The organism is Pseudonocardia sp. EV170527-09 (assembly GCF_008369905.1).
Lineage (GTDB): Bacteria > Actinomycetota > Actinomycetes > Mycobacteriales > Pseudonocardiaceae > Pseudonocardia.
Genome location: NZ_VRMC01000062.1, coordinates 12897 through 35126 on the forward strand (window position 1 = coordinate 12897; position 22230 = coordinate 35126).

Annotated in this window: 31 protein-coding genes; 13 read left to right on the forward strand and 18 right to left on the reverse strand. The window is 73.0% G+C overall.

Going from position 1 to position 22230, the window contains the following annotated elements; genetic code table 11:
* The first annotated feature begins 124 nt into the window (after positions 1-124).
* Together FVA95_RS18795 and FVA95_RS31390 are read left to right on the forward strand one after the other, a co-directional pair.
* The gene (locus FVA95_RS18795; RefSeq protein WP_149665362.1) at positions 125-511 is read left to right on the forward strand and encodes a hypothetical protein; all 387 of its coding nucleotides are present in this window, start codon (positions 125-127) and stop codon (positions 509-511) included.
* Between the two features lie 683 nt (positions 512-1194).
* Positions 1195-1593 (forward strand): hypothetical protein, encoded by a 399-nt coding sequence (locus FVA95_RS31390; protein WP_149665363.1) that lies wholly within the window; start codon positions 1195-1197, stop codon positions 1591-1593.
* A gap of 137 nt (positions 1594-1730) precedes the next feature.
* Here FVA95_RS31390 and FVA95_RS18805 read toward each other — a convergent pair whose 3' ends face one another.
* The gene (locus FVA95_RS18805; protein WP_060714866.1) at positions 1731-2501 is read right to left on the reverse strand and encodes an isoprenyl transferase; all 771 of its coding nucleotides are present in this window, start codon (positions 2499-2501) and stop codon (positions 1731-1733) included.
* A gap of 116 nt (positions 2502-2617) precedes the next feature.
* On the opposite strand from FVA95_RS18805, the gene FVA95_RS18810 reads away from it, so the two are divergent.
* The gene (locus tag FVA95_RS18810; RefSeq protein WP_149665382.1) at positions 2618-3244 is read left to right on the forward strand and encodes a hemolysin III family protein; all 627 of its coding nucleotides are present in this window, start codon (positions 2618-2620) and stop codon (positions 3242-3244) included.
* A 24-nt stretch (positions 3245-3268) separates the two neighbouring features.
* Here the strand turns inward: FVA95_RS18810 and FVA95_RS18815 are convergent, their stop codons facing one another.
* Positions 3269-3568 carry a hypothetical protein gene (locus FVA95_RS18815; RefSeq protein ID WP_149665364.1) on the reverse strand — a complete coding sequence of 100 codons (300 nt, stop codon included), beginning with the start codon at positions 3566-3568 and terminating at the stop codon, positions 3269-3271.
* A 90-nt stretch (positions 3569-3658) separates the two neighbouring features.
* Positions 3659-4537, reverse strand: coding sequence for a mycothiol conjugate amidase Mca (gene mca, locus FVA95_RS18820; RefSeq protein ID WP_149665383.1), 879 nt, complete (start codon positions 4535-4537; stop codon positions 3659-3661).
* Positions 4538-5081: 544 nt separating this feature from the next.
* Here mca and greA point away from each other — a divergent pair.
* A complete protein-coding gene (greA, locus tag FVA95_RS18825) occupies positions 5082-5570 on the forward strand; it encodes a transcription elongation factor GreA (protein WP_170917035.1) in 489 nt (162 codons plus the stop codon).
* Between the two features lie 63 nt (positions 5571-5633).
* Here the strand turns inward: greA and FVA95_RS18830 are convergent, their stop codons facing one another.
* Positions 5634-6713 (reverse strand): pyridoxal-phosphate dependent enzyme, encoded by a 1080-nt coding sequence (locus FVA95_RS18830; protein WP_149665365.1) that lies wholly within the window; start codon positions 6711-6713, stop codon positions 5634-5636.
* 91 nt (positions 6714-6804) lie between these two features.
* Between FVA95_RS18830 and FVA95_RS18835 the strand changes: the two genes are divergently transcribed.
* Positions 6805-7032, forward strand: a complete 228-nt coding sequence (locus FVA95_RS18835; RefSeq protein WP_020621958.1) for a hypothetical protein — start codon at positions 6805-6807, stop codon at positions 7030-7032.
* Between the two features lie 12 nt (positions 7033-7044).
* Here the strand turns inward: FVA95_RS18835 and FVA95_RS18840 are convergent, their stop codons facing one another.
* Genes FVA95_RS18840 through FVA95_RS18850 form a run of 3 tightly spaced genes read right to left on the reverse strand, consistent with a single transcriptional unit; the run spans position 7045 to position 10091 of the window.
* Complete coding sequence (locus FVA95_RS18840; RefSeq protein WP_149665366.1) at positions 7045-8190, reverse strand: cystathionine gamma-synthase; 1146 nt, start codon at positions 8188-8190, stop codon at positions 7045-7047.
* A 49-nt stretch (positions 8191-8239) separates the two neighbouring features.
* Complete coding sequence (locus tag FVA95_RS18845; RefSeq protein WP_149665367.1) at positions 8240-9610, reverse strand: cystathionine beta-synthase; 1371 nt, start codon at positions 9608-9610, stop codon at positions 8240-8242.
* A gap of 19 nt (positions 9611-9629) precedes the next feature.
* Positions 9630-10091, reverse strand: a complete 462-nt coding sequence (locus FVA95_RS18850) for a pyridoxamine 5'-phosphate oxidase family protein (RefSeq protein WP_043276228.1) — start codon at positions 10089-10091, stop codon at positions 9630-9632.
* Positions 10092-10203: 112 nt separating this feature from the next.
* Between FVA95_RS18850 and FVA95_RS18855 the strand changes: the two genes are divergently transcribed.
* The gene (locus FVA95_RS18855; RefSeq protein ID WP_149665368.1) at positions 10204-11424 is read left to right on the forward strand and encodes an acetyl-CoA C-acetyltransferase; all 1221 of its coding nucleotides are present in this window, start codon (positions 10204-10206) and stop codon (positions 11422-11424) included.
* A 64-nt stretch (positions 11425-11488) separates the two neighbouring features.
* Here the strand turns inward: FVA95_RS18855 and FVA95_RS18860 are convergent, their stop codons facing one another.
* The 3 genes from FVA95_RS18860 to FVA95_RS18870 all read right to left on the reverse strand — a co-directional run bounded on the left by FVA95_RS18860 (position 11489) and on the right by FVA95_RS18870 (position 13369).
* Positions 11489-11929, reverse strand: a complete 441-nt coding sequence (locus FVA95_RS18860) for a hypothetical protein (RefSeq protein WP_149665369.1) — start codon at positions 11927-11929, stop codon at positions 11489-11491.
* Between the two features lie 145 nt (positions 11930-12074).
* Complete coding sequence (locus FVA95_RS18865; protein ID WP_240051588.1) at positions 12075-12896, reverse strand: Bax inhibitor-1/YccA family protein; 822 nt, start codon at positions 12894-12896, stop codon at positions 12075-12077.
* A 155-nt stretch (positions 12897-13051) separates the two neighbouring features.
* Positions 13052-13369: a hypothetical protein gene (locus FVA95_RS18870; RefSeq protein ID WP_149665370.1), complete on the reverse strand. Its 318-nt coding sequence runs from the start codon at positions 13367-13369 to the stop codon at positions 13052-13054.
* Positions 13370-13561: 192 nt separating this feature from the next.
* On the opposite strand from FVA95_RS18870, the gene FVA95_RS18875 reads away from it, so the two are divergent.
* Positions 13562-13786 (forward strand): hypothetical protein, encoded by a 225-nt coding sequence (locus tag FVA95_RS18875; protein WP_020621950.1) that lies wholly within the window; start codon positions 13562-13564, stop codon positions 13784-13786.
* A gap of 25 nt (positions 13787-13811) precedes the next feature.
* Here FVA95_RS18875 and FVA95_RS18880 read toward each other — a convergent pair whose 3' ends face one another.
* Complete coding sequence (locus FVA95_RS18880; RefSeq protein WP_149665371.1) at positions 13812-14030, reverse strand: hypothetical protein; 219 nt, start codon at positions 14028-14030, stop codon at positions 13812-13814.
* A 257-nt stretch (positions 14031-14287) separates the two neighbouring features.
* Here FVA95_RS18880 and FVA95_RS18885 point away from each other — a divergent pair, with 257 nt between their 5' ends.
* Positions 14288-14533: a DUF397 domain-containing protein gene (locus tag FVA95_RS18885; RefSeq protein WP_149665372.1), complete on the forward strand. Its 246-nt coding sequence runs from the start codon at positions 14288-14290 to the stop codon at positions 14531-14533.
* A 7-nt stretch (positions 14534-14540) separates the two neighbouring features.
* Here the strand turns inward: FVA95_RS18885 and FVA95_RS18890 are convergent, their stop codons facing one another.
* Positions 14541-15590: a nitronate monooxygenase family protein gene (locus FVA95_RS18890; RefSeq protein WP_240051589.1), complete on the reverse strand. Its 1050-nt coding sequence runs from the start codon at positions 15588-15590 to the stop codon at positions 14541-14543.
* Positions 15591-15693: 103 nt separating this feature from the next.
* Between FVA95_RS18890 and prcB the strand changes: the two genes are divergently transcribed.
* The gene (gene prcB / locus FVA95_RS18895) at positions 15694-16485 is read left to right on the forward strand and encodes a proteasome subunit beta (protein WP_149665374.1); all 792 of its coding nucleotides are present in this window, start codon (positions 15694-15696) and stop codon (positions 16483-16485) included.
* Positions 16486-16494: 9 nt separating this feature from the next.
* Here the strand turns inward: prcB and FVA95_RS18900 are convergent, their stop codons facing one another.
* The gene (locus tag FVA95_RS18900) at positions 16495-17052 is read right to left on the reverse strand and encodes a GrpB family protein (protein WP_240051590.1); all 558 of its coding nucleotides are present in this window, start codon (positions 17050-17052) and stop codon (positions 16495-16497) included.
* A gap of 29 nt (positions 17053-17081) precedes the next feature.
* Between FVA95_RS18900 and FVA95_RS18905 the strand changes: the two genes are divergently transcribed.
* Positions 17082-17435 carry a VOC family protein gene (locus FVA95_RS18905; protein ID WP_205015897.1) on the forward strand — a complete coding sequence of 118 codons (354 nt, stop codon included), beginning with the start codon at positions 17082-17084 and terminating at the stop codon, positions 17433-17435.
* Positions 17436-17440: 5 nt separating this feature from the next.
* Here the strand turns inward: FVA95_RS18905 and FVA95_RS18910 are convergent, their stop codons facing one another.
* The gene (locus FVA95_RS18910; protein WP_149665376.1) at positions 17441-17647 is read right to left on the reverse strand and encodes a hypothetical protein; all 207 of its coding nucleotides are present in this window, start codon (positions 17645-17647) and stop codon (positions 17441-17443) included.
* Between the two features lie 83 nt (positions 17648-17730).
* On the opposite strand from FVA95_RS18910, the gene FVA95_RS30900 reads away from it, so the two are divergent.
* From FVA95_RS30900 to FVA95_RS18925, 3 genes are all read left to right on the forward strand, one after another.
* Positions 17731-18330 carry a TetR/AcrR family transcriptional regulator gene (locus FVA95_RS30900; protein ID WP_161992357.1) on the forward strand — a complete coding sequence of 200 codons (600 nt, stop codon included), beginning with the start codon at positions 17731-17733 and terminating at the stop codon, positions 18328-18330.
* Between the two features lie 8 nt (positions 18331-18338).
* Positions 18339-18833, forward strand: a complete 495-nt coding sequence (locus tag FVA95_RS18920; RefSeq protein ID WP_149665377.1) for a hypothetical protein — start codon at positions 18339-18341, stop codon at positions 18831-18833.
* 223 nt (positions 18834-19056) lie between these two features.
* Positions 19057-19341, forward strand: coding sequence for a putative quinol monooxygenase (locus FVA95_RS18925; protein ID WP_149665378.1), 285 nt, complete (start codon positions 19057-19059; stop codon positions 19339-19341).
* A gap of 3 nt (positions 19342-19344) precedes the next feature.
* On the opposite strand, the gene FVA95_RS18930 is transcribed toward FVA95_RS18925, so the two are convergent.
* The 4 genes from FVA95_RS18930 to FVA95_RS18945 form a co-directional block, all read right to left on the reverse strand.
* A complete protein-coding gene (locus FVA95_RS18930; RefSeq protein WP_149665379.1) occupies positions 19345-20154 on the reverse strand; it encodes an alpha/beta fold hydrolase in 810 nt (269 codons plus the stop codon).
* A gap of 200 nt (positions 20155-20354) precedes the next feature.
* Complete coding sequence (locus FVA95_RS18935; RefSeq protein ID WP_149665380.1) at positions 20355-20909, reverse strand: dihydrofolate reductase family protein; 555 nt, start codon at positions 20907-20909, stop codon at positions 20355-20357.
* A 5-nt stretch (positions 20910-20914) separates the two neighbouring features.
* The gene (locus FVA95_RS18940; protein ID WP_149665381.1) at positions 20915-21553 is read right to left on the reverse strand and encodes a dihydrofolate reductase family protein; all 639 of its coding nucleotides are present in this window, start codon (positions 21551-21553) and stop codon (positions 20915-20917) included.
* Between the two features lie 158 nt (positions 21554-21711).
* Positions 21712-22059, reverse strand: coding sequence for a methylenetetrahydrofolate reductase (locus FVA95_RS18945; protein ID WP_205015898.1), 348 nt, complete (start codon positions 22057-22059; stop codon positions 21712-21714).
* Positions 22060-22230: the final 171 nt, after the last annotated feature.

Consider the following 22230-nt stretch of genomic DNA (forward strand, 5'->3'; position numbering starts at 1 on the left):
AGATTTGTTTCGTCGGAATAACAGCGGTAGCTTTTCAGGCAGTCGGTACGGGCTCCCCCTCGTCAGCGTGCCGGCACGCGTGAGACCGGCTTCGGGCGGACTCGAGACTCAACAGGAGAAAACTGTGCTGAAGAAGGCTGGAATCGTGGTTGCGGCCTCCGCCGCGTCCCTGCTCGCCCTGTCCCCGCTCGCCTTCGCCGGCGACAAGGGCGGCGACCACGGCCACAAGGGCGGCCACCACGGTGCCGAGAACGTCATCGACAAGGACGCCAAGGGCCTCATCGCCGGCCTGAACGGCAACAACCTCAACGTGCCGATCCAGGCCTGCAACAACAACATCCCGGTCAACGTGCTGGGCGTGCAGGTCCCGGTCGAGGACGCCTCCGCCCTCAACGGCCTCACCGGTGCCCTGGGCATCCTGGGCGACGCCAAGGCGAAGTCCGGCGACTCGGTCACCGACCAGTCCGACAACTGCGGCCAGGAGGCCGGCGCCGGCGACTCGATCGGCTGATCTCCTCGCAGATCTGAGAATGCCCCGGAGCTTCTGCTCCGGGGCATTTTCGCGTGTCCCTCCGGACACCCGCCAGAGTGACCGGAGTTTCGCCGGGTCACCGTTCACCGCGTCCGCGCGGCCGCGTTCACTCCGTCGTGTCGACGCCACCGATGCTTAGCCGATTCACCAGTGACGTGATCACGCTCTGTACACGGTCCGGCGGCCTCGCCGGCCGGCCTCCTCCCGGACACGTTCGAGAGCGCACGACGGTGCCGGACACCGGACACCGGACACCGGACACCGGACACCGGAATGCTCACCGACAGGTCGAACCAGCCGAGGCGGAGCCGGGCGGCCCCGTCCAGATCCGACGCCCCGGAGCCGGGTCGTGCCGGCTCCCGACGACCGGAGCCGCCGCGAGCGGTACACCCGAACGGCTCTCCACTCGCTGCCCCGACCGTCTCAGTGTCGACACGCCCGCACGCCACGCCGGCCGCCGTGCGGTGGCGTCGACGAATCCCCAGGTACACGAATGGCCGGTCGCCTTCGCTGCCTCTATAACGTTGAGTCAGATAGTCGCACGCGAAAGCGTCCGTTAGGGTGATGCACAGTCGATGCGGGCTCCCCGGTTCGAGCGTCGACAAGTACCGAGAGTGGCGCACCGTGATCGGGCGTGCTCTCCGACTAACAGGAGACGGACTGTGCTGAAGAAGGCTGGAATCGTTGCCGCGGCCGGCGCCGCGTCGCTCGTCGCGCTGAGCCCGCTCGCGTTCGCGGGTGAGCACGGTGGCAACACCTACGTCAAGGACAGCAGCACCAAGGCCAAGGCCAAGGCCTCGACCGTCGAGGACTCCGAGGGCGTTGCGCAGAAGAACAGCGCCGGCCTGGTGAACCTGTCCGACAACAACATCAACGTCTCGCCGCAGCTCTGCGGGACCGCCCTCAACGGCAACAGCCTGGTCCAGGGCGCCCTGGGCGGCCTGTTCAGCGAGGCCTACAACAAGTCGGGCGTCACGTCCGACAACAGCGTCGACTGCACCAACGTCGCCGACAACGGCGACACGGTCGACATCGACGGTGGCAAGCACCACGGCAAGTGAGACCTCGCGTCAGCGACGCGCGGAAGGCCCCGGGAGTCCGCTCCCGGGGCCTTTCCCGTTCCTGGGCGAGGGGGATTCCCGTTCCACGGGAGCCTCGATAACGAGTGAGTCGACCGGGAGTTACGGTCGATCTGAGTTCATCCGCCGAAACGTCGGTGTCGCGCGCCGAAGTCGCGCAGGGCGCGCAGGAAATCGACGCGGCGGAACTCGGGCCAGTAGGCCTCGCAGAACCAGAACTCCGAATGGGCCGACTGCCACAGCAGGAACCCCGACAGACGTTGCTCACCGCTGGTCCGGATGACGAGGTCCGGGTCGGGCTGACCGGAGGTGTAGAGGTGCTCGGCGATGTGGTCGACGTCGAGCGACTCCGCGAGCTCCTCGATCGTCCGTCCCGCCTCCGCCTGGGTCAGCAGCATCTTGCGGACGGCGTCCGCGATCTCCTGCCGGCCGCCGTAGCCGACGGCGACGTTCAGCTGGATGCCCCCGCGGTCGCTGGTACGGGCGACCGCCGCGGTCAGCCGGTCGGCCAGGCTGCTCGGCAGCAGCTCCATTGCGCCGACCACCCGCAGCCGCCACGGCGTGTCCGGACCGGAGAGGTCGTCGACGACCCCGGCGATGATCTCCAGAAGGTCCTTGAGCTCCTCCGGGGAGCGGGTGTCCAGGTTGTCGGTGGACAGCAGGAACACCGTGACGACCTCGACGCCGGCCTCGGAGCACCAGCCGAGCATCTCGGCGATCTTGGCCGCGCCGGCGCGGTGCCCCTCCGCGGGGTCGACCAGGCCGGCCTCCCGCGCCCAGCGGCGGTTGCCGTCGAGGATGAGCGCCACGTGCCTGGGCCGCTCGGCCCCGGCGATCTGACGCAGGATCCTGCGCTCGTACACCGTGTAGAGCAGGTCTCGGAGGGCCACGTACACGGAGCCTAGTCCCGCGTGTGGCGTTCGTCCGCCGGACGGGACCCCCGCCGTCTCGACCCGTAACGTCGGGGCGCGTGAGCATCGCCCCGTCCGTCCCGCTCAAGCCCCGCATGCGGGGCTGGCTGCACCTGTGGAGCCTCGTCGGTTCCGTCTTCGCGTGCGCCGCACTGATCAGCGTCGCGGGGGCGCTCGTCGGGACCTCCGCGGCCGTGGCCACGGCCGTCTACACGCTGACCACGTTCGGCCTGTTCGGGATCAGTGCGCTGTACCACCGGCACACCTGGGTCGACCCGGCCCGGCGACGGCTGATGAAGCGCCTCGACCACTCGATGATCTTCCTGTTCATCGCGGGCACCTACACGCCGGTCTCAGTGCTGGCACTCCCCCCGGCGACCGCCACGTGGGTGCTCGCCGTCGTCTGGGGCGGGGCACTCGCCGGGGTCGCGCTCAAGCTCGCCTGGCCGACCGCGCCGGCCTGGGTGGGGGTGCCGATCTACATCGCGCTCGGCTGGGTCGCGGTGTTCGTGCTGCCCGGGCTGCTGGCCGGGGGCGGGGTCGCCGCGCTCGTCCTGCTGCTCGCCGGCGGGGCGCTCTACACCGTCGGCGCGGTCATGTACGCGCTACGACGGCCCGACCCGTGGCCCGCGACGTTCGGCTACCACGAGCTCTTCCACGCCGCGACGGTCCTGGCCTGGGCCTGCCACCACGTCGCGATCTGGCTGGTCCTGCTGCGCTGACCCGCGCGCCCGCGGGTCGGCGGCTCAGGAGCGGGCCGGTCCGGGCTCGCCCCGGTCGGTCGCGGTCGCGGCCGGATCGGATCCGCCCTCGGCGGTCCCGTCGCCGTCGAAGGACTCCGGGAGGCGGGTGATGCGCTTGCTCATGTTGCGGATGAGGAAGACCGTCGCGAGCAGCAGGAGCAGCACGATCGCCAGCCCGGCCGGCGCCGCGTTGCCGAACTCGGGCAGCTGCCCGGGGGGCGGGGGGCGGTCCTGCATCGGGACGAGCAGGCCCGTCACGACCTGGTTCACCACAGCCGTCACGTTCTCGACCTGCACCGCCACGCGCCTCCGTACTCCGGTTCCCGGGTCACCGGCACCGTCCCGGAGCTGCGGGACGGGCCGGTGGCCAGGCTACCCGCGGGGCCCGCGCCGTCAGCCGGCGCGGCGGCGCTCCCCGCCGACCTCGACGGGGATGCCGGCGAACAGGTCGTCCTCCGGGATCTCGGTGTCGACCAGGGAGTGGACCAGCTCGTAGTCCTCGGTGGGCCAGACCCGGGCCTGCACCTCGAGCGGGGTGAAGAAGAACCTGCTGTTCGGGTCGATCTGGGTGGCGTGCGCACGCAGCGCGTCGTCCCGCCGGCCGAACCAGTCCGAGCACGGGACCTTGGTGGTCACCCGGGTGCCGGGGTCGGGCCGGTCGCTCGTCCAGTTCTCCAGCCACTCCGCGTACGGCGACTCCTGACCGGACTCGACGATCGCGTCGTGGAAGGCCTCCAGCCGGGCCTTGGAGAAGCCGTGGCCGTAGTAGAGCTTCAGCGGCTGCCACGGGGCGCCCGCCTCCGGGAAACGCGCCGGGTCGCCCGCGGCCTCCCACGCGGCCATCGAGATCACGTGGGTGCGGATGTGGTCCGGGTGCGGGTAACCGCCGTTCTCGTCGTAGGTGACGATGACGTGCGGGCGGAACTCACGGATGACCTTCACCAGTGCCGCGGTCTGCTCCTCGACGTCACCCAGGGCGAAGCAGCCCTCGGGCAGCGGGGGCTTCGGGTCGCCCTCGGGCAGGCCGGAGTCGACGAAGCCGAGCCAGACGTGCTGCACGCCGAGGATCTCGGCGGCGCGGGCCATCTCGTCCCTGCGGACCGCGGTCATGTTCTCCAGGACGTCCGGCCGGTCCATCGCGGGGTTCAGGATGCTGCCCCGCTCGCCACCGGTGCAGGTCACGACCATGACCTCGTGACCCTCGTCGACGTACCGGGCGGTGGTCGCCGCGCCCTTCGAGGACTCGTCGTCGGGGTGGGCGTGCACCGTCATCAGCCGGGGACGCTCGCCGGGCGCCGGCAGCTGGACCGGGCGCGGGGCGGACGGGGTGTACTGCGTAGCCATCGGGGCGGGTTCCTCCACGGTCACCGGACTCGGGTCCCGCGCCGGTGGTCTGCCGGCGGCGGGCGGCGAGGCGTGCTCAGGGACGATCCTGGCAGAGAGGACCGACAGGAGCCGTGCCGAGCATGGGCACCGGAATCCGCAACGCCGTCGCCGGCGCCATCTGTTCCCGCCGGTGGACCGGTCTGCGACGGGCGGTTGCCGCCCAGGGGGACGGTACGGCGGCCCTGCCGTCGTCGACGTTGCTACCTGCGAATACTTCCCCCGCGGGAACTATCCGGGACCCACGCCCGTTCACCGAAAGGCTGCGACGAGCGGCACGCTCCGTGGTAAGGTGAGCCCCACACGACCCGCAGGCGGGTCGTGTTTTTCCTTACTCGGGGCGTGCTGCTCGGAGCCGCCACCCCCGTGTGCCCGCCGGGCGCCAGGCGTCCCGGCGGCGACACGTCCTGCTTTCCTGGAGGAGTTGATGACGGTGACGGACACCCAGGCCACCTGGCTGACCCAGGACGCCTACGACCGGCTGAAGGCCGAGCTGGACGGGTTGATCGAGAACCGGCCCGTCATCGCCGCGGAGATCAACGCCCGCCGCGAGGAGGGTGACCTGAAGGAGAACGGCGGCTACCACGCCGCCCGCGAGGAGCAGGGCCAGCAGGAGGCCCGGATCCGTCAGCTGCAGGAGCTGCTGCGCACCGCCCAGGTCGGCACCGCGCCGTCCAGCTCCGACGAGGCCTCCCCCGGCACCGTGCTCGAGATCCGCTACGAGGACGACGACGAGGCCGAGCGAGTCCTGCTCGGCTCCCGCGAGGAGGGCAGCCACGGCGACCTGCAGGTCATCTCGCCGCACTCCCCGCTCGGCGCGGCGCTGCTCGGTGCGAAGCCGGGTGACACCCGCGAGTACCAGCTGCCCGACGGCGGGACCATGAAGGTGACGCTGGTGTCGGTGGAGGCCTTCACCGGCTGATCCACACCCACCCGCGGAACGGGCCCGGCCGGTCGGCCGGGCCCGTTCGCGTGTCCGGGCGGGTCACGGCGTGGCGACCGCGTGCCCTGCCTCGCGCAGGTCGGCGACGATGGCGTCGCGGTGCTCGGGCCCACGCGTCTCCACGCTGAGCTCGACGTCGACCTCCCCGACCGCGAGCGCACCCCTGATCCGCGAGTGCGCGACGTCGGTGACGTTGGCCCCGAGCCGCCCGACCCGGGCCAGCAGCTCGGCGAGCGCGCCGGGCCGGTCGGGCATCCGCAGGTGCAGGGTGAGGTAGCGGGACGAGGTGACCAGGCCGTGCCGGATGACCTGCAGCAGCACGAGCGGGTCGACGTTGCCGCCGGACAGCACGCACACGACCGGCCCCGGCCACCGGTCGGGATGCTCCATCAGCGCGGCGACGGACGCGGCCCCGGCAGGCTCGACGAGCATCTTCGCCCGTTCCAGGCAGTGCAGCAGCGCTGCGGACAGGGCATCCTCCGACACCGTGACCATCTCGTCGATCAGGGCGTTGACCTGGGCGAACGTGACGTCACCCGGGCGGCCGACGGCGATCCCGTCGGCCATCGTGCGCATCCCGCCGACCGGCATCGGGGCACCCGCCGCGAGCGACGACGGCCAGGCCGCGGCACCCGCGGCCTGCACCCCGACAATCCGGATGTCCGGCCGCGCGGCGCGCAGGACCGCGGCGGTCCCGCCGAGCAGCCCACCACCGCCCGCGGAGATCAGCACCGTGCCGGCGTCGGGGACCTGGTCGAGGATCTCGCAGCCGACGGTGCCCTGCCCGGCGATGATGTCGGGGTGGTCGAAGGGGTGCACGAACACCGCGCCCGACCGCTCGGCGGCCCCGGTGGCGGCCGTGACGGCCTCGTCGACGGTGCGGCCGGTGAGCACGACCTCGGCGCCGTAGCCGCGGGTCGCGTCGACCTTGGGCAGCGCCGCCCGCTCTGGCATGTACACGGTGGCGCGGACGCCCAGCAGCCGCGCGGCGAGCGCGACGCCCTGGGCGTGGTTGCCGGCCGACGCCGCGACGACACCGCCCGCGCGCTCGTCGTCGGAGAGCAGTTCGCGGGCGGAGAGCACGTCGTCGGCGGTGACCGGGGGGATGACGGGGGCGGCCATACCGGCAGTCTCGCACCGCCCCGGGTAACCTCGCCGGTGTCTCACCGGGCGTGACGTCCCCTGCGCGTCCGGTGTCGGGAGGGACTCGGGAATGACGCGTCTGCGCACGACGGCACCGCTGCTGCTGGCCGCCGGACTGGCGGCGCTCGCGGTGGCGACCGTGCACGACGCGGGCTGCGCCGACCCGGGCCGCTACGAGGCCCGCGGCGACGGCACGTGGTCGCTGGTCGGTGGCTGCGTGGACCCGGGTGACCTGGTCGTCCCGCCGCCGCCGGTGGTCCAGCCCCCCGCGCCGTCGCCGGAGCAGTCGCGCAGCTGAGCCCGTGCGGCGCTACCGGACCGCGTCGAGCGCGGACCGCAGGTCGTCGAGCAGGTCGTCGGCGTCCTCGATGCCGACCGAGAGCCGGACCAGCGAGTCCGGCACCTCGAGCATCGAGCCCGCGGTCGAGGCGTGGGTCATCTCGCCCGGGTGCTCGATCAGCGACTCGACCCCGCCGAGCGACTCGGCGAGGGTGAACAGCCGGGTGCCCGCGCAGATCCGCAGCGCCGCGTCGCGCCCGCCCGCGGCGAGGAACGACACCATCCCGCCGAACCGGCGCATCTGCTTGGCCGCGACCTCGTGGCCGGGGTGCTCGGGCAGACCCGGGTAGAGCACCGAGGCCACCGCGGGGTGCGCGGAGAGCATCTCGGCGACGCGCTCGGCGTTGTCGCAGTGGCGCTCCATGCGCACCGCGAGGGTCTTGGCACCACGCAGGGTCAGCCAGGCGTCGAACGGGCCGGGCACCGAGCCGGTGGAGTTCTGGACGAACGCGATCTGCTCGGACAGCGCGTCGTCGTCGGTGACCAGCGCGCCGCCGACGACGTCGGAGTGGCCGCCGACGTACTTGGTCGTGGAGTGCACGACGACATCGGCGCCCAGCGCCAGCGGCGTCTGCAGGTAGGGCGAGGCGAAGGTGTTGTCGACGACGAGCCGCGCGCCCACCTCGTGCGCCACCCCGGCCAGCGCCGCGATGTCGGCGATGCCGAGCAGCGGGTTGGTCGGGGTCTCGCACCACACGACCTTCGTCGTGGGTCGCAGCGCCGCGCGCAGGGCGTCGTGGTCGGCGAGGTCGACCGGGGTGTGCTCGACGCCGAAGCCGGACAGCACCTTGTCGACCAGGCGGAAGGTGCCGCCGTAGGCGTCGTGCGGGATGACCAGGTGGTCACCGGGTTTGAGCAGGATCCGCAGCAGCGTGTCCGTCGCCCCCATCCCGGAGCCGAACGCGTGCGCGTGCCGACCGCCCTCCAGGGCGGCGAGCTGGTCCTGCAGCACGGTCCGGGTCGGGTTGGCGCTGCGGGAGTACTCGTACCCCCCGCGGGTCCCGCCGACGCCGTCCTGGGCGTAGGTCGAGCTGGTGTGGATCGACGTCGTCACCGCGCCGGTCGTCGGGTCCGGGACCTGGCCGGCGTGGATCGCGCGCGTGGAGAAGCCCTGCATGGGCGCCGAGGCTACTCCCGGCGCCCGTGCGGGTCCGACCAGGCGCAGGTCAGGCGTTGCCGCCGATGAAGGCGATCACGTCGGAACGGGTGACGACGCCCGCGGGCTTGCCGTCCTCCAGCACCAGCGCGGCGTCGGCCTTGGCGAAGGCCTCCATCGCGTCCTGCACCGACTCGCCGGCGCCGAGGGTCGGCAGCGGCGCGGACATGTGGTCCTCGAGCCGGTCCGAGAGCTTGGCCCGCCCGGTGAACAGCGCGTCGAGCAGGTCGCGCTCGCTGACCGAGCCGGCGACCTCGGCCGCCATGACCGGCGGCTCCGCCTTGACCACCGGCATCTGGGAGACGCCGAACTCGCGCAGGTAGAGCGCGGCGTCGGCGACGGTCTCGTTGGGGTGGGCGTGCACCAGCGAGGGCAGTGCGCCGTCCTTGCGCCGCAGCACGTCGCCGATGGTCGCGCCCTGCGACGGAGGAAGGAAGCCGTAGCTGGCCATCCAGCGGTCGTTGAAGACCTTGCCGAGATAGCCGCGTCCACCGTCGGGCAGCAGCACGACGACCACCGCGTCCGCGGGCAGCGTCGCGGCCACCCGCAGGGCGGCGACGGTCGCCATCCCGCAGGAACCGCCGACGAGCAGCGCCTCCTCGCAGGCGAGGCGCCGGGTCATCTCGAAGGAGTCGGCGTCGGAGACGGCGACGATCTCGTCGCAGATGTCGCGGTCGTAGGTGGTCGGCCAGAAGTCCTCGCCGACGCCCTCGACCAGGTAGGGACGGCCGGTACCGCCGGAGTAGACCGAGCCCTCCGGGTCGGCGCCGATGACCGTCACGGCCCCGTTCGACTTCTCCTTGAGGTACCGCCCGATGCCCGAGATGGTGCCGCCGGTGCCGATCCCCGCCACGAAGTGCGTGATCCGGCCCTCGGTCTGCTCCCAGATCTCCGGGCCGGTCGAGTGGTAGTGCGACTCCGGGTTGGCCGGGTTCGCGTACTGGTTGGGCTTCCAGGCGCCCTCGATCTCGCGGACCAGGCGGTCGGAGGTCTGGTAGTAGGAGTCCGGGTGGTCCGGCTCGACCGCCGTCGGGCACACCACGACCTCGGCGCCGTAGGCCTTGAGGACGTTGCGCTTGTCCTCCCCGACCTTGTCCGGGCACACGAACACGCAGTGGTAACCCTTGCGCTGGGCGACCATCGCCAGCCCGACCCCGGTGTTGCCCGAGGTCGGCTCGACGATCGTGCCGCCGGGACGCAGCTCACCGGAGGCCTCGGCGGCCTCGACCATCCGCAGGGCGATGCGGTCCTTCACCGATCCACCGGGGTTCAGGTACTCGACCTTGGCCAGGACCGGCGGGGCGATGCCCTCCGCCGTCGCTCCCAGCCGGACGAGGGGCGTGTTCCCGACCAGGTCGACGACGTGCTCGACGTAACGCATGCATGCATCCTCGCACCGGTCACTCGCGCGAGACCTCGTGCATCCCGCCTGCCGGGGTCCACCACCGCACCACGAGACGGTTCCGCGCGTCGTTCAGCCCGGTCCAGACGACCTCGGTCAGGTCGACGCGGAACGCGTCGCCGGTGACCGGCCCGGAGAGCGGGCCCTGCAGCACCGCCCGGCCCGACACCTTCAGGTCGCCGTCGCCGAGGTCCCCGCCGGACTGGTCGGCGGGCGCGGCGTGCAGCGCGAACCGCGGGTCCCGCCGCAGGTCGGAGCCCTTCCGGGCACCCGGCATGGATCCGAAGGAGAGCTCGGTGTCACCGGCCGCGTCGTCCAGCACCACCTCGATCCCGGAGACGCGCGGTGACCCGTCGGCCCGCAGCGTCGCGATCACGAGCGCGATCCCCCGCCGCAGGATCCGCTCGGACAGCTCGGCGAACGCGGGCTCGGCCCGCCGGAAGTCTCCCCACGTCGTCATGGACGAGAGCATGCCGCGCACCCCTGACGGTTTCGTCACGCCGTCTCCCGATCATCGGTTACCGGCGAGTAGGGTCGATGGGAGTGGTACCTGCGATGGAGGAGGACGTCCCATGCCCGAAGCCGTGATCGTCGCCGCGGCCCGGTCCCCGATCGGCCGCGCCAACAAGGGCTCCCTCGCCGGGATGCGCCCCGACGACCTGACCGTGCAGATGATCCGCGCCGCCCTCGGCCAGGTCCCGCAGCTGGACCCGGCCGAGATCGACGACCTGATGCTCGGCTGCGGCCTGCCCGGCGGGGAGCAGGGCAACAACCTGGCCCGGATCGTCGCGATCCAGCTCGGCTACGACTCGCTGCCCGGCACCACCATCACCCGGTACTGCTCGTCGTCGCTGCAGACGACCCGAATGGCGCTGCACGCGATCAAGGCGGGCGAGGGCGACGTCTTCGTCTCCGCCGGCGTCGAGACCGTCTCCCGCTTCTCCCGTGGCACGTCGGACTCCTGGCCGGACACGCACAACCCGCTGTTCGCCGACGCGGAGGCCCGCACCGCCGAGACCGCGGAGAAGGGCGCCGAGACCTGGACCGACCCCCGCGACCAGAACCTGCTGCCCGACGCCTACATCGCGATGGGGCAGACGGCGGAGAACCTGGCGCGGTACAAGGACGTGTCGCGCGAGGACATGGACCGCTTCGCGGTGCAGTCGCAGAACCGCGCCGAGCAGGCCATCGCAGACGGCTTCTTCGCCCGGGAGATCACCCCGGTGACGCTGCCCGACGGCACCGTCGTCTCCACCGACGACGGCCCGCGGGCCGGCACCACCTACGAGAAGCTCTCCGAGCTCAAGCCGGTGTTCCGGCCGGACGGGCGGATCACCGCGGGCAACGCCTGCCCGCTCAACGACGGCGCCGCCGCCCTGGTGATCATGTCCGACACCAAGGCCGAGCAGCTCGGGGTCACCCCGCTCGCACGGGTCGTGTCCACCGGCGTCACCGGGCTCTCGCCGGAGATCATGGGCTACGGCCCGGTCGAGGCGTCGCAGCAGGCACTGCGGCGCGCGGGCCTCACGATCGACGACATCGACCTCGTCGAGATCAACGAGGCGTTCGCCGCGCAGGTCCTGCCCAGCGCGCGCGACCTCGGCATCGACGAGGCGAAGCTGAACGTGCACGGCGGCGCGATCGCGCTGGGCCACCCGTTCGGCATGACCGGCGCCCGGATCACCACGACCCTGATGAACGGTCTGCGCAGCACCGGCGGCCGCTACGGGCTGGAGACGATGTGCGTCGGCGGCGGCCAGGGCATGGCGCTGGTGATCGAGAACCTCGCCTGATCCCACGGCATACCCCGGACGGGCCGGCCCGACCCGCGCGGGCCGGCCCGTCCGCGCGACGGGGTCAGGCCGCGTGGCCGGGCGGGTCGATGCGCACGCCCGTGGTCTCGATCGCGGCCTCGGTCCGCATCCGGGCGAACTCCCGGTCGGCGTCGAGCGCGCCCTGGGTGCCACCCGCCTCGACGTGGGCGCGCAGCGGTGGGTTCTCGACGCCGACGGCCCGGCAGACGTCGAGCAGGACGTCGTCGTAGGCGGCCAGCAGCGCCAGCCGCCGGACCCGGGTGGCCTGCTGCGGCCCTCGGCGCAGCCGGTCGAGCCGGCGCAGGTCGGCGACGAGCCGTTCCAGTGGCGGCCCGGTCGGGCGCGGCGCCGGACGGCCCCGACGCGCGGCGGCCCGGCGCACCAGCCGGGACAGGTGCACCAGCAGCCCCACCAGCACCACGGGGCCGAAGGTGATCGCCAGGAAGACGGCGATCCCGGTGACGACCGGGTCGTTCCCGGGCACGGCACCGACGCTACGGCTCCCGGCTCCGCCCGACCACCCCCGACACGACGACGCCGCGGACACCGGAGGTGTCCGCGGCGCGCGCGACCGGAGGGGGCGATTCCGGCCGCACCCGGCCCTCACGGGCCGGGTCGTGGGTGACCGGTCAGTCCTGGCGCAGGTAGCTCAGCAGGCGCAGGATCTCGATGTAGAGCCAGACGATCGTGGTCATGAGGCCGAAGGCGAGGTACCAGGAGTACTTCGCCGGGACACCGGCCTTGACCGCGTTGTCCGCGGCGTCGAAGTCCATCAGCAGGCTGAACGCCGCCACGCCGATCACGACGATGCTGAACAGGATGGCCAGCGGGCCGCCGTCACGGAGGCCGAAGCCGCCCTCCATGAAGAAGCTCGCGACCAGGTTGGCCAGCATGAGGACGACGACGCCGATCAGGGCGCCCATCATCCACTTGGTGAAGCGCGGCGTGACCCGGACGGCACCGGTCTTGTAGACGACCAGCATGCCGAAGAAGACACCGGCGGTGCCGATGACGGCCTGGATGCCGATCCCCTGCAGGGCCGGGCTCTGCTGCATCATCCCGGTGATGCCGCCGAGGGCGACACCCATCGCGCCGGAGTAGACCAGCGTCAGCGGGGCGCTGGGCTTCTGCTTGAAGATGACGATCAGCGAGACGACCAGGCCGACGAGGAACGCCGGCAGGGCCAGGATGTAGAGCCCCGACATCACGGTCAGGATGCCGGCGACCAGCGCGAGACCCGCGCTGATGGCGGTCTTCTGGACGACGTCGTCGACCGTGATCGGGCGACCCGTCTCCTGCGTGGCCTGGGTCGGGTCGACGTAGGACGGCTGGGAGCCGGCCATGGCGGCGCCCCCGCCCATCATGCCGCCACCCGAGCGGTCGAACGTGGCGTAGCCGCCCTGCTGCTGTGTGGGCAGGTTGCGGAACGCCGGGTTGCTCGTGGAGCGCACCTGGATCCTCCTCGACGGACGTGTGCGGGGCCCACCTCTGGCAGGCCCTCACACGTGTGCAACGCCGAGGGAGAGCCGGGGGTTCCCGCTGGTAAAAGAAAATTTACCGCGTCCGGGGGTCCGGCGTCAGTCCTGTCCCCCACAACGGGCGGTGATCACCGTCCCGGGCGTCTCACCTGCGGGAACGTCGATATCGTCGGCAGCGGTTCGGCACGCACCGCCGGCATCTCGGGCGTGGTGTCGTCGTGCCGGTCGTCGACGGTGTCGAGAGAGTCAACGGCGTCGACGGTGTCGGCACGCCCGTCGGCCAGCGGCGCGTCACCGCGCATCTCGGCGCGGATCAACGCCGGCCAGCGCCCGACCGAACCGAGCGCGGCCACCGCGGCGCGGCGTCCCGCCGGGCTGACCAGCACGGCGACCACGACGACCAACGCGACGGCGACGACCACGCCGCCGGGACCCGGAGCGAACACGGGCGTACCTCCTCGCAGAAGCGGGCGCCCGGCCGGGGGCAGCCGGACCCACCCTCGCGTCGTACAACGATCCTGTGGCGGGTCGGTCACGGGCCGTCACCGCGCAGCGGGCGGACCCGGGCGGGCCGCACTACTGTCGGCGCGTTCGCGACGGCGCCTCCGTCGCCCCTCCAGTGAAAGGACGGTCCGAACATGTGGGCCCTGCTCTCCCGGCACCTGCGCGTGTGGCTGCTGCTGGCGGTCGGTGCACCGCTGCTGGCCTGGCTCCTGGGCAAGATCGGCGACGCCGTCGAGCGCCGCCGCGGCCCCAACACCCTGACCAAGCTGATCCGTTCGGGCCGCCGCTACCTGGAGCGGCGCAGCCGGGGACCACTGCGCCGCCACGAGCAGACCGACCCCGAGCGGCTCGCCCGCTGACGACTCCCGCGCCGGCGCCGCAGGCTCAGGCCGGCAGCACCCGGCGCAGCCCCCAGCCGCGCCGGCGGGCGGGGCGCCGCCGTGGCGCCTCGTCCGCCGGGGGCGTCGGGTCGAGCTGTCCGCAGCGGCCGCACGGCACCCCGGCGACGTCGATCAGCGGGGCCGGGGACACCAGGTGGCCGCACAGCGCCGCGTATCGGCCGGTCCGCACCGAGTGCGGCGCACAGAGTTCCGCGTCGGTCACCTTGTGTGCACGACCGTCGAGAACCGACGTCAGCGTCAGAACGTCGGGCGCACCGGCATCGTTCGTCCGTCCGGCGGTCACGACGACGCCCACACGACGGCAGATCCGTGCGTCGACCGGCGCATTTCTCTGGCCCCCTCAGCGTGTCAGTCGTTCCATCGTCACGGATCACACTTGCGGATGCAAGATCCCTTCCACAGTCTTTCGACACTCTCCGCAGTCAAACGGACGCCGCGGACACATCCGGAGGTCCCCCCATGTCCCACCCGAACGGTACGCGCGCAGCAGATCTCGGCCCGGTGACGTGGCGTCGCCCGGCCGGCGGGGCCGACGAGGGGCAGAACGTGGAGTTCGCCGTCCTCGACGACGGCCAGGTCGCCGTCCGCAACGCCCGCGACCCCGAGGGCCCGGTCCTCGTCTACACCCCGGCCGAGATCTCCGCGTTCGTCGACGGCGCCAAGAAGGGCGAGTTCGACGACATGGTCGACCCCTTCCGCGACTGAGCCGGGCTCACGGCAGCAGCGGGTCCGCCTCGCGCCACAGCCGGGCGACCACCTCGGACGCGGGGTCGGTCGTCGCGCGTCCGGCGGCCTGGCCCGCCCAGTGGTTCACCCGGTCGACCGCGCCGGGCTCACCCGCGCGGTAGCGGGCCACCAGGCGGCGCTGGTGGGGGTAGGGCGCCGGTGCCGGGGCGCCCCGCACGGTCCAGGCCCGGACGTAGTCGGTGGCGATGCTGCGGGCCAGCCGGCCGGTGTAGGCGCGGGTGGTCGTCGTCCCGGTGGGGTCCAGGCCGTCGAGCCGGGCGGACCAGCCGTCGTCGATCCCGGCCTCGGGGCTGCGCAGCAGCGCCGTCCCCACCTGCACCGCGCTCGCGCCGAGGGTGAGCGCCGCGGCCAGGGCCCGGCCGTCGCCGATCGCCCCGGCGGCGACCACCGGGACACCGACGGCGTCGGCCACCCACGGGACGAGCGCGAGCAGCCCGACCGAGACCGCCTCGGCGTCGGCGGGATCGGTGGTGCCACGGTGCCCGCCCGCCTCCATCCCCTGCACGACGACGGCGTCGGCCCCCGCCTGCTCCGCCGCGAGGGCCTCGGCGCGGGTCGTGACCGTCGCGAACCAGGCGCAGCCCGCACCGTGCACCGCGGCGACCTGATCGGCCGTGAACAGCCCCATGATCGTCGAGACGACGGCGGGCCGGGCCGCCAGGACGGCGGCGAGCTGGTCGGAGAACGCCGGCCCGGGGCCGCCGGGCGGAGCCGGCGCACCGCCCAGGGAGTCGAGATAGGCGGTCTGGAGGCCCACGTCGTCGTCGGCGGGCGGGTCGGGGATCCACAGGTTGAGCTGGAAGGGAGCGGTCCCGGCGAGGGCGCGGAAGCGGGCGGCCCAGTCGGCGATCGCCTCCGGGGTGTCGTTGACGACGCCCGCCGCACCCATGCCGCCCGCCGCGGCCACCGCGGCCGCCAGCTCCGGCGGGCAGGCCCCGGCCATCGGGGCCTCCAGGACCGGGACCCGCAGCCCGTGGCGTGTGCAGAAGGACTCGGCCCGGCTCCGTGCGCTCACCGTCGCGAGTGTGCCACTGCACCGCGGGTGGACCGGGGCGGCGCGGACAGGAAGGATCGGGCCCCGACCCCGTCCCGCAGTGCGAAGGAGCCCGCTCCCCCTCATGACCGGACCCTCGTTCCTCGAGCAGCTGCGTGCGCACGCCCCCGAGCTGCTGCCCTCGCGCCTCCCGCGTGACCCCGCCCAGCGGGTCCCCGCCGACATGGACGTCCCGCACGGCACCACGATCATCGCGCTGACCTGGGCCGACGGGGTGCTGCTGGCCGGCGACCGGCGCGCCACCTCCGGCAACCTGATCGCGCAGAAGGACCTGGTGAAGGTCGTCGGCATCGACGACACCTCCGCCGCCGGGTTCGCCGGGTCGGTCGGTCACGCGTTGCAGATGCTGACGCTGTTCGCGGCCGAGGTGGAGCAGTACGAGAAGGTCGAGGGCGCCCCGATCAGCCAGGACGGCAAGATCCGCAGGCTGTCGAGCATCGTGCGGGAGAACCTGGGCGCGGCGATGCAGGGCTTCGTCGCGCTGCCGCTGTTCGTCGGCTACGACCCGACCGACCCCGACCCGGTCCGCATCGTCACCTACGACCCGACCGGCAGCATCAAGCGCGCCCGGTCCGGCTACGTCGGCATCGGGTCCGGCTCGCAGTTCGCCGAGGCGTCGCTGAAGAAGCGGCACGACCCGGGCGTCGACCGGGCCGGTGCGATCGCGCTGGCGGTCAACGCGCTGTGGGACGCCGCCGACGACGACACCGCCACCGCGGGGCCCGACCTCACCCGGGCGATCTTCCCGAACCTGATCACGGTGACCGCCGACGGAGTCGAGGAGATCGGCGTCGACGAGGTGCGGGCCGCGACCGAGCGGATGCTCGCCGAGCGGGCGGAGCGTCCCGGCGGCTGAGCCGGCGGCTCAGGGCGGGGGCGGGCCACCGGCCCGGCCGATGATCTCCTCGATGACCGGGCCCTTGGCGTCGGCGTAGAGGTTCATGTCGGCCCACTCCCGTCCGGCGAGCCCGCGCTTGTGCGCCTCGTAGCGCATCCGCTCGTCGTCGTGGGCGCGGAGCCGGTCGCGGAACACCAGGTAGCGAGTGATCTCCGGGCTGCCCTGCGGGTAGCAGTGCAGGTTCACGGGCAGGTCCCCGACGGCGCCGCGCAGACAGCGGTGCCCGGGCTCGCGCACCCGCAGGTCGTAGCCGTCGGCGAGCAGGTCGGGCAGGTAGGCCGGCTCGTCGTCGGGATCGTCGAGCGCCACGACGACGTCGATCACCGGCTTCGCCGCGAGCCCGGGCACCGAGGTGGAGCCGATGTGCTCGATGCGGTGCGCCCGCTCCCCCAGCGTCGCGCGCAGGCGGGCCGCCGCCGCATCGAAGGCCGCGGGCCAGGCCGGATCGGGCTCGGCGAGCTCGACGACGACCGGACGCATCCCGTGCACGAGTGCCCGGTTCAGCTCGTCGTGGCGACTGGTCACGGCGCCGAGCATGCGGGCAGACTGCCTCGGTGTCCACGCTGCGCTCGGTCGCCCCGGTCTTCGCCACCACCGATCTCGACCGGTGGCTGGACCGCTACCGGGCGCTCGGGTTCACCGTCGAGCGCTACGACGACGGCTACGGCTTCGCCGTCCTCGGCGGCGTGGAGCTGCACGTCTCGGTGCTGCCCGACCACGACCCGGCACGCACCGCGGGCTGCGCCTACCTGCACGTCGACGACGCCGACGCACTGCACGCCCGCTGGTCGGCCGTGGCCGGCGGCCGCGAGGTGGCCCCGGTCGACACCCCCTACGGGCTGCGCGAGGGCGCGCACCACGACCCGGACAACAACCTGCTGCGCTACGGCTCGCCGCTGCAGGACTGACGCGCTCAGCCCGCCTTCTCCCGCCGGTCCAGCACGACGACCACGACCCCGGTGACCACGAGCACGACCGTCGGGTAGGCCCACGGCAGCGCCGGTGCGTCGCCGAGCACAACCGTCCACAGACCGATCCAGCCGGTGATCAGGTACTGCAGCAACGGGATCGCCCCGAGGAGCACCCCGAGGATCCCGGCGAAGTTCTGTGCTGTCTTCACATGCCCTCCCCTGTAGCAATGCACTCGCATTGCAACAGCCCCACCAGGTCTTGTCAATGTGACCGCATTGCTACGGTGGCGTCGTGCCCCGTTCCGTCGACCACGACGCCCGACGCTCCGAGATCGCCGACGCCGTGCTCACGCTCGTCGCGCGGTCGGGCACCGAGGCGGTCTCGCTGCGCTCGGTCGCAGCCGAGGCCGGCATCTCGATGGGCCGCGTGCAGCACTACTTCGCCAGCAAGGACGCGCTGCTGCTGCACGCCCTGGACCGGTCGCACCGGCAGATGGAGGAACGGATCGAGGCCAGGGCCCGGGCCGTGGGCGGCGGGGATCGGACCGTCCTCGCGACGATCCTCGACGAGCTGCTCGGCGAACACCCGCGGACCCGCGACGCGCTGCGCATCCACGCCGCCTTCGCCACCCGCGAGGTCGACGAGCGGGCGCGGGCGATCCTCACCGACGGCGACGACGAGATCCGCGCCCTCGCCGTCCGGGTCGTCGCCGACGCCGGATCGACCGATCCGGACACCGACGCGCACGCGCTGCTCGCCCTGACCTCGGGGCTCAGCACGGAGGTCGCGCTGCACGGCGCTCCCGTCGACCGCGCCCGGCGCACCCTGACCGCGATGCTCGACCGGCTCGCCCCCGCCACGGCGCGCGCACCGGCCGACGACCCGGAATGATCCGGGCGGTGCGCCCCTGGTTCCCGCTCCTCGCCGGCTCGGTGTTCTACGCGTTCGCCCTGGTGTGGGCGGCCGGGGAGCTGCCGGAGGACGGGGTGCCGCTGCACTTCGACCCCGCGGGCGTGCCGACCGCGTTCGGCACCCGCGCCGGGTTCCTGGCGCTCGGCACGCTGTTCGGGCTGCTCGTCGCCGGGATCGGGGCGGGGCTCTACCGCCTGGTCACGACGGGGTCGCTGGCGCGGGTGTCGGTGCCGCACCGCGACTACTGGACGGCGCCGCAGCGGGTCGGGAGGCTGCGCCACATGCTCGCCGAGGACATGGGACGCACCTTCGGCGGGACGTTGCTGCTGCTCGCCGCCGTCCCGGTGACGGCGGTGTACGCCACCCGCAGCGACCCGCCGCGGCTGCCGGTCGGACCGGTCTGGGTGGTGCTCGTCCTGCTGGTCGTCGGGATCGTCGGGTACTGCGTGTACCTGGGGCGTTACCGGTACCGGCCGGCCTGAACGGTCACGCGCCTGCGACGAGCCGCCGCCGGGTGCGCAGGGCGGTCCTGGTGCAGACGCGCCCGCTGCGGGAAGGTGCCGGGGTGGCACGGATCGGACCGGAGGATGGCGCCCTCACCATGGCCGACCTGCGGGTCGTGACCCGGGTCGCCGCGCTGACGACCGCACTGGACGACGCGCTGCGCGACCGATGAGTCCGGGGCCCCACGACGGTCCCCCCTGCATGCTGATCGTCGCAGGCCACCTGCTCACCGACCCGGCCGATCGGGACGCCCTCGTCGCCGAGGGGACGCGGGCGGTCGCGCTCGCGCGCTCGGCGCCGGGCTGCCTGGACTTCGCCCTGACCGCGGACACCCTGGACCCGGCGCGGGTGAACGTCTTCGAGCGCTGGGCGTCGGAGGAGGAGCTGCTCGCGTTCCGCGACTCCGGGCCGGACGGGGACACCGCAGCCCGCATCCTGAGCGCGGACGTGCGGCGATACACCATCTCCTCGGTCGGCGACGCCTGACGCTCACGCCCCGCGGGCCACCCCCGCGAGCACGGCCTTCGCGAACGCCTCCGGCTGCTCGACGTGCAGAAGGTGCCCGGCGCCGTCGACGATCTCGGTCTGCAGTCCGGGGACGACGGCGGCGACGCGGCGGTACAGGGCGGCGTACCACCCGATGCTCCGCCCGCCGAGCAGCCAGGTCACCGGGACCGGGATCCGGGCGAGCCGCGCGGTCGGGACGTGCTCCATCATCAGCCCGTAGGGGTGGACGCCCAGCTCGGCGAGGACGCTCGGCGCGTTCGCGTACAGCTCCCCCTTCGCCTCGGGCGGGAGCGGGTCGAAGCCGTTGCCGCCGTCGGCCCAGCCCGTCGCCCAGCGGAAGAAGGCCGCCGCCGCCTCCGGGCGACGTCCCCGGGCCTGGGCGACCTTCGCGCGGGCGAGCGCCGCGAGCAGCGACGGCGTCGCCCCGCGCAACCCGTGCCATGGCGCCTCGGCGACCACCAGCGACCGGAACAGCTCGGGCCGCTCCACCGCACAGGCGAGCGCGGTGTTGCCACCGGAGCTCCAGCCGAGCACGTGCACGGGCGCACCGACGTGCTCGATCACCGCGGCCAGGTCGGCGACGTGGACGCGGTAGTCGCGCACCGGCGGGTGGGTCGAACGGCCGTAGCCGCGACGGTCGTAGGCGAGGACCCGGTGGCCGCCCGCGGCGAGGTCGTGCACCGTCCCGCCCCAGGACGAGGCCTGCGCTCCTGTCCCGTGCACGAGCACGAGCGGCGTGCCGCTGCCGTACTCGTCGCAGGCCAGGGTCGTGCCGTGCACCGGGATCCGCATCGTCGCGCCCTCCGTCGTCCATCCGCCGCGGAAACACTACAGACAACCGACGTGGCGTCGCACTTCTGTCGACGACAGGTCCGAGTGCGGATCTCCGGCGTCCGGATCAGGGCATCCGGACGGCGATCGTCACGAGCCGGATCCGCGCGACGGCGTCCGGCCGCCCGGCGACCACGCCCGGGGTCGCGCGCCGACCGGGGTCAGCGGATGCGCTCGTAGCGCAGGTGCACGGTCCCGCCGTCGAACACGCGCTGCTCGACCAGCCGCAGCCGCAGGTCCGCGCCGGGCGGGAGGAACGGCTTGCCGCCGCCGAGGACGACCGGCACCACCCGCGGGCGGAACTCGTCGATCACGTCCAGCAACGACGCGGCCAGCCCGGGCCCGCCGACGGCCAGCTCACCCTCGGTCTCCGCCTTCAGCCGGGCCACCTCGTCCAGTGCGTTGGCACGACGGACGAGGCGGCACCCGGGCCCGACCGAGGTCAGCGAGTCGGAGAACACGATCCGCGGGACGGCGGTGTAGAGCTGGGCGAACTCCGTCTCCACCGGATGCCCGTCGGCCCGCTCGGGGGCGGTCCAGAAGTCCTCCATGATCTCGTAGAGGCCACGGCCGAACAGGAACACCGACGTCGCGCGGGTCTGGTCGTTGGACAGGCGGTGCACCTCCTCGTCGGGGTCGCCGAAGGCGATGCTGCCCGTGGGGTCCTCGACGAAGCCGTCGAGGGACACGCTCATGGAGTAGGTGACCAGGCCCATGGGTGTCAGCCCTTCCGGTTCCAGAACTGGTGGATGCGCCCGCTCGGCGAGGCGACCGACTCGACGGTGAACCGGTCCTCGACGCCGGTCAGCCCCTCCCACGGGGACACCCCACGGCCGAGGACGATCGGCAGGATCACCACGTGCATGACGTCGACCAGGTCGGCGTCGAGGAACTGGCGGATCGTCGAGGGTCCCCCGCCGAGCCGGACGTCCAGCTCGCCCGCGGCCGCACGCGCGACCGCCAGCACCTCCTCCGCCGACCCGTCGACGAAGTGGAAACTCGTGCCGTTCGCGAACTCGATCGGCGGCCGCGGATGGTGGGTCATCACGAACACCGGGGTGTGGAACGGAGGCTCGTCGTCCCACCAGCCCTGCCAGCCGTCGTCGGTCCAGGGGCCGGTCTGCGGGCCGAACTTGCGCCGCCCCATGATCTCGGCGCCGATCCCCTGGGCCCACGTGCTGGTCAGGGCGCGGTCCAGGGTGACGGGGGCGTCCACACCGCCGATCCCGTGGATGAACCGCCCGTCGAAGCCGGCGAAGAGTGCCCCGGCGTCACCGATGGGGGCGTCGAGGCTCACGTAGTCGCCGGCGGCGTAGCCGTCGAGGGAGATGAACAGGTTGTGCACCCGGGTGCGGGACATGGGGGCTCCTCGGTGGACGTGGCTCAGATGGTCGACCGACGGGGGCGGCGGAACTCATCGCCCGGGCAGCGACGGCGGGGCGGCGGGCCCGTCGAACTCGAACGGGACGAGGCGATCGTCATGCTCGGCCGGCCGGCGAGACCTGGGGCCGACCGAGGTCACGGTCGCTCGCGCTCCAGACGGGCGGCCACCTCACGGAACCGGCTGACCGGGACGAGATGCACCCCGGCGAAGGCTCCCGTGTCGCGCAGGGCCCGGACCTGCTCGCACGCCGCGTCGACCCCCGCGGCCGGATCGTCCGAGACCCGGTGGACGAGCTCGTCGGGAATGTCGATGTCCGGGATCGACGCCCGCAGCCTGGTCGCCATTCCGGCGCTCGCCAGGACCATCACACCGGCGTAGACGGGCAGGTCCGTCGGGTTGGCCTCGCGCCACCGCAGGAACGCCTCCACCGAGTAGCCGACCTGCACGAACACGAAGTCGGCCGCCTGCTTCCAGGTCGCCATCCGACCGGGGTTCCACAGATCAGGTAGCTGCCTAGTTCGCGAAAAGTGGGTCTGAGCTGGGGGAATGCCGGTTGGCCCGGTGACGGGGCGTGTCACTAGGCGGTGGTGTTCGTGCTGGTCAGGGTGTTGCGGGGGTGGCTTCGACGATGCGGCGGGGTTCGGGCAGGTCGA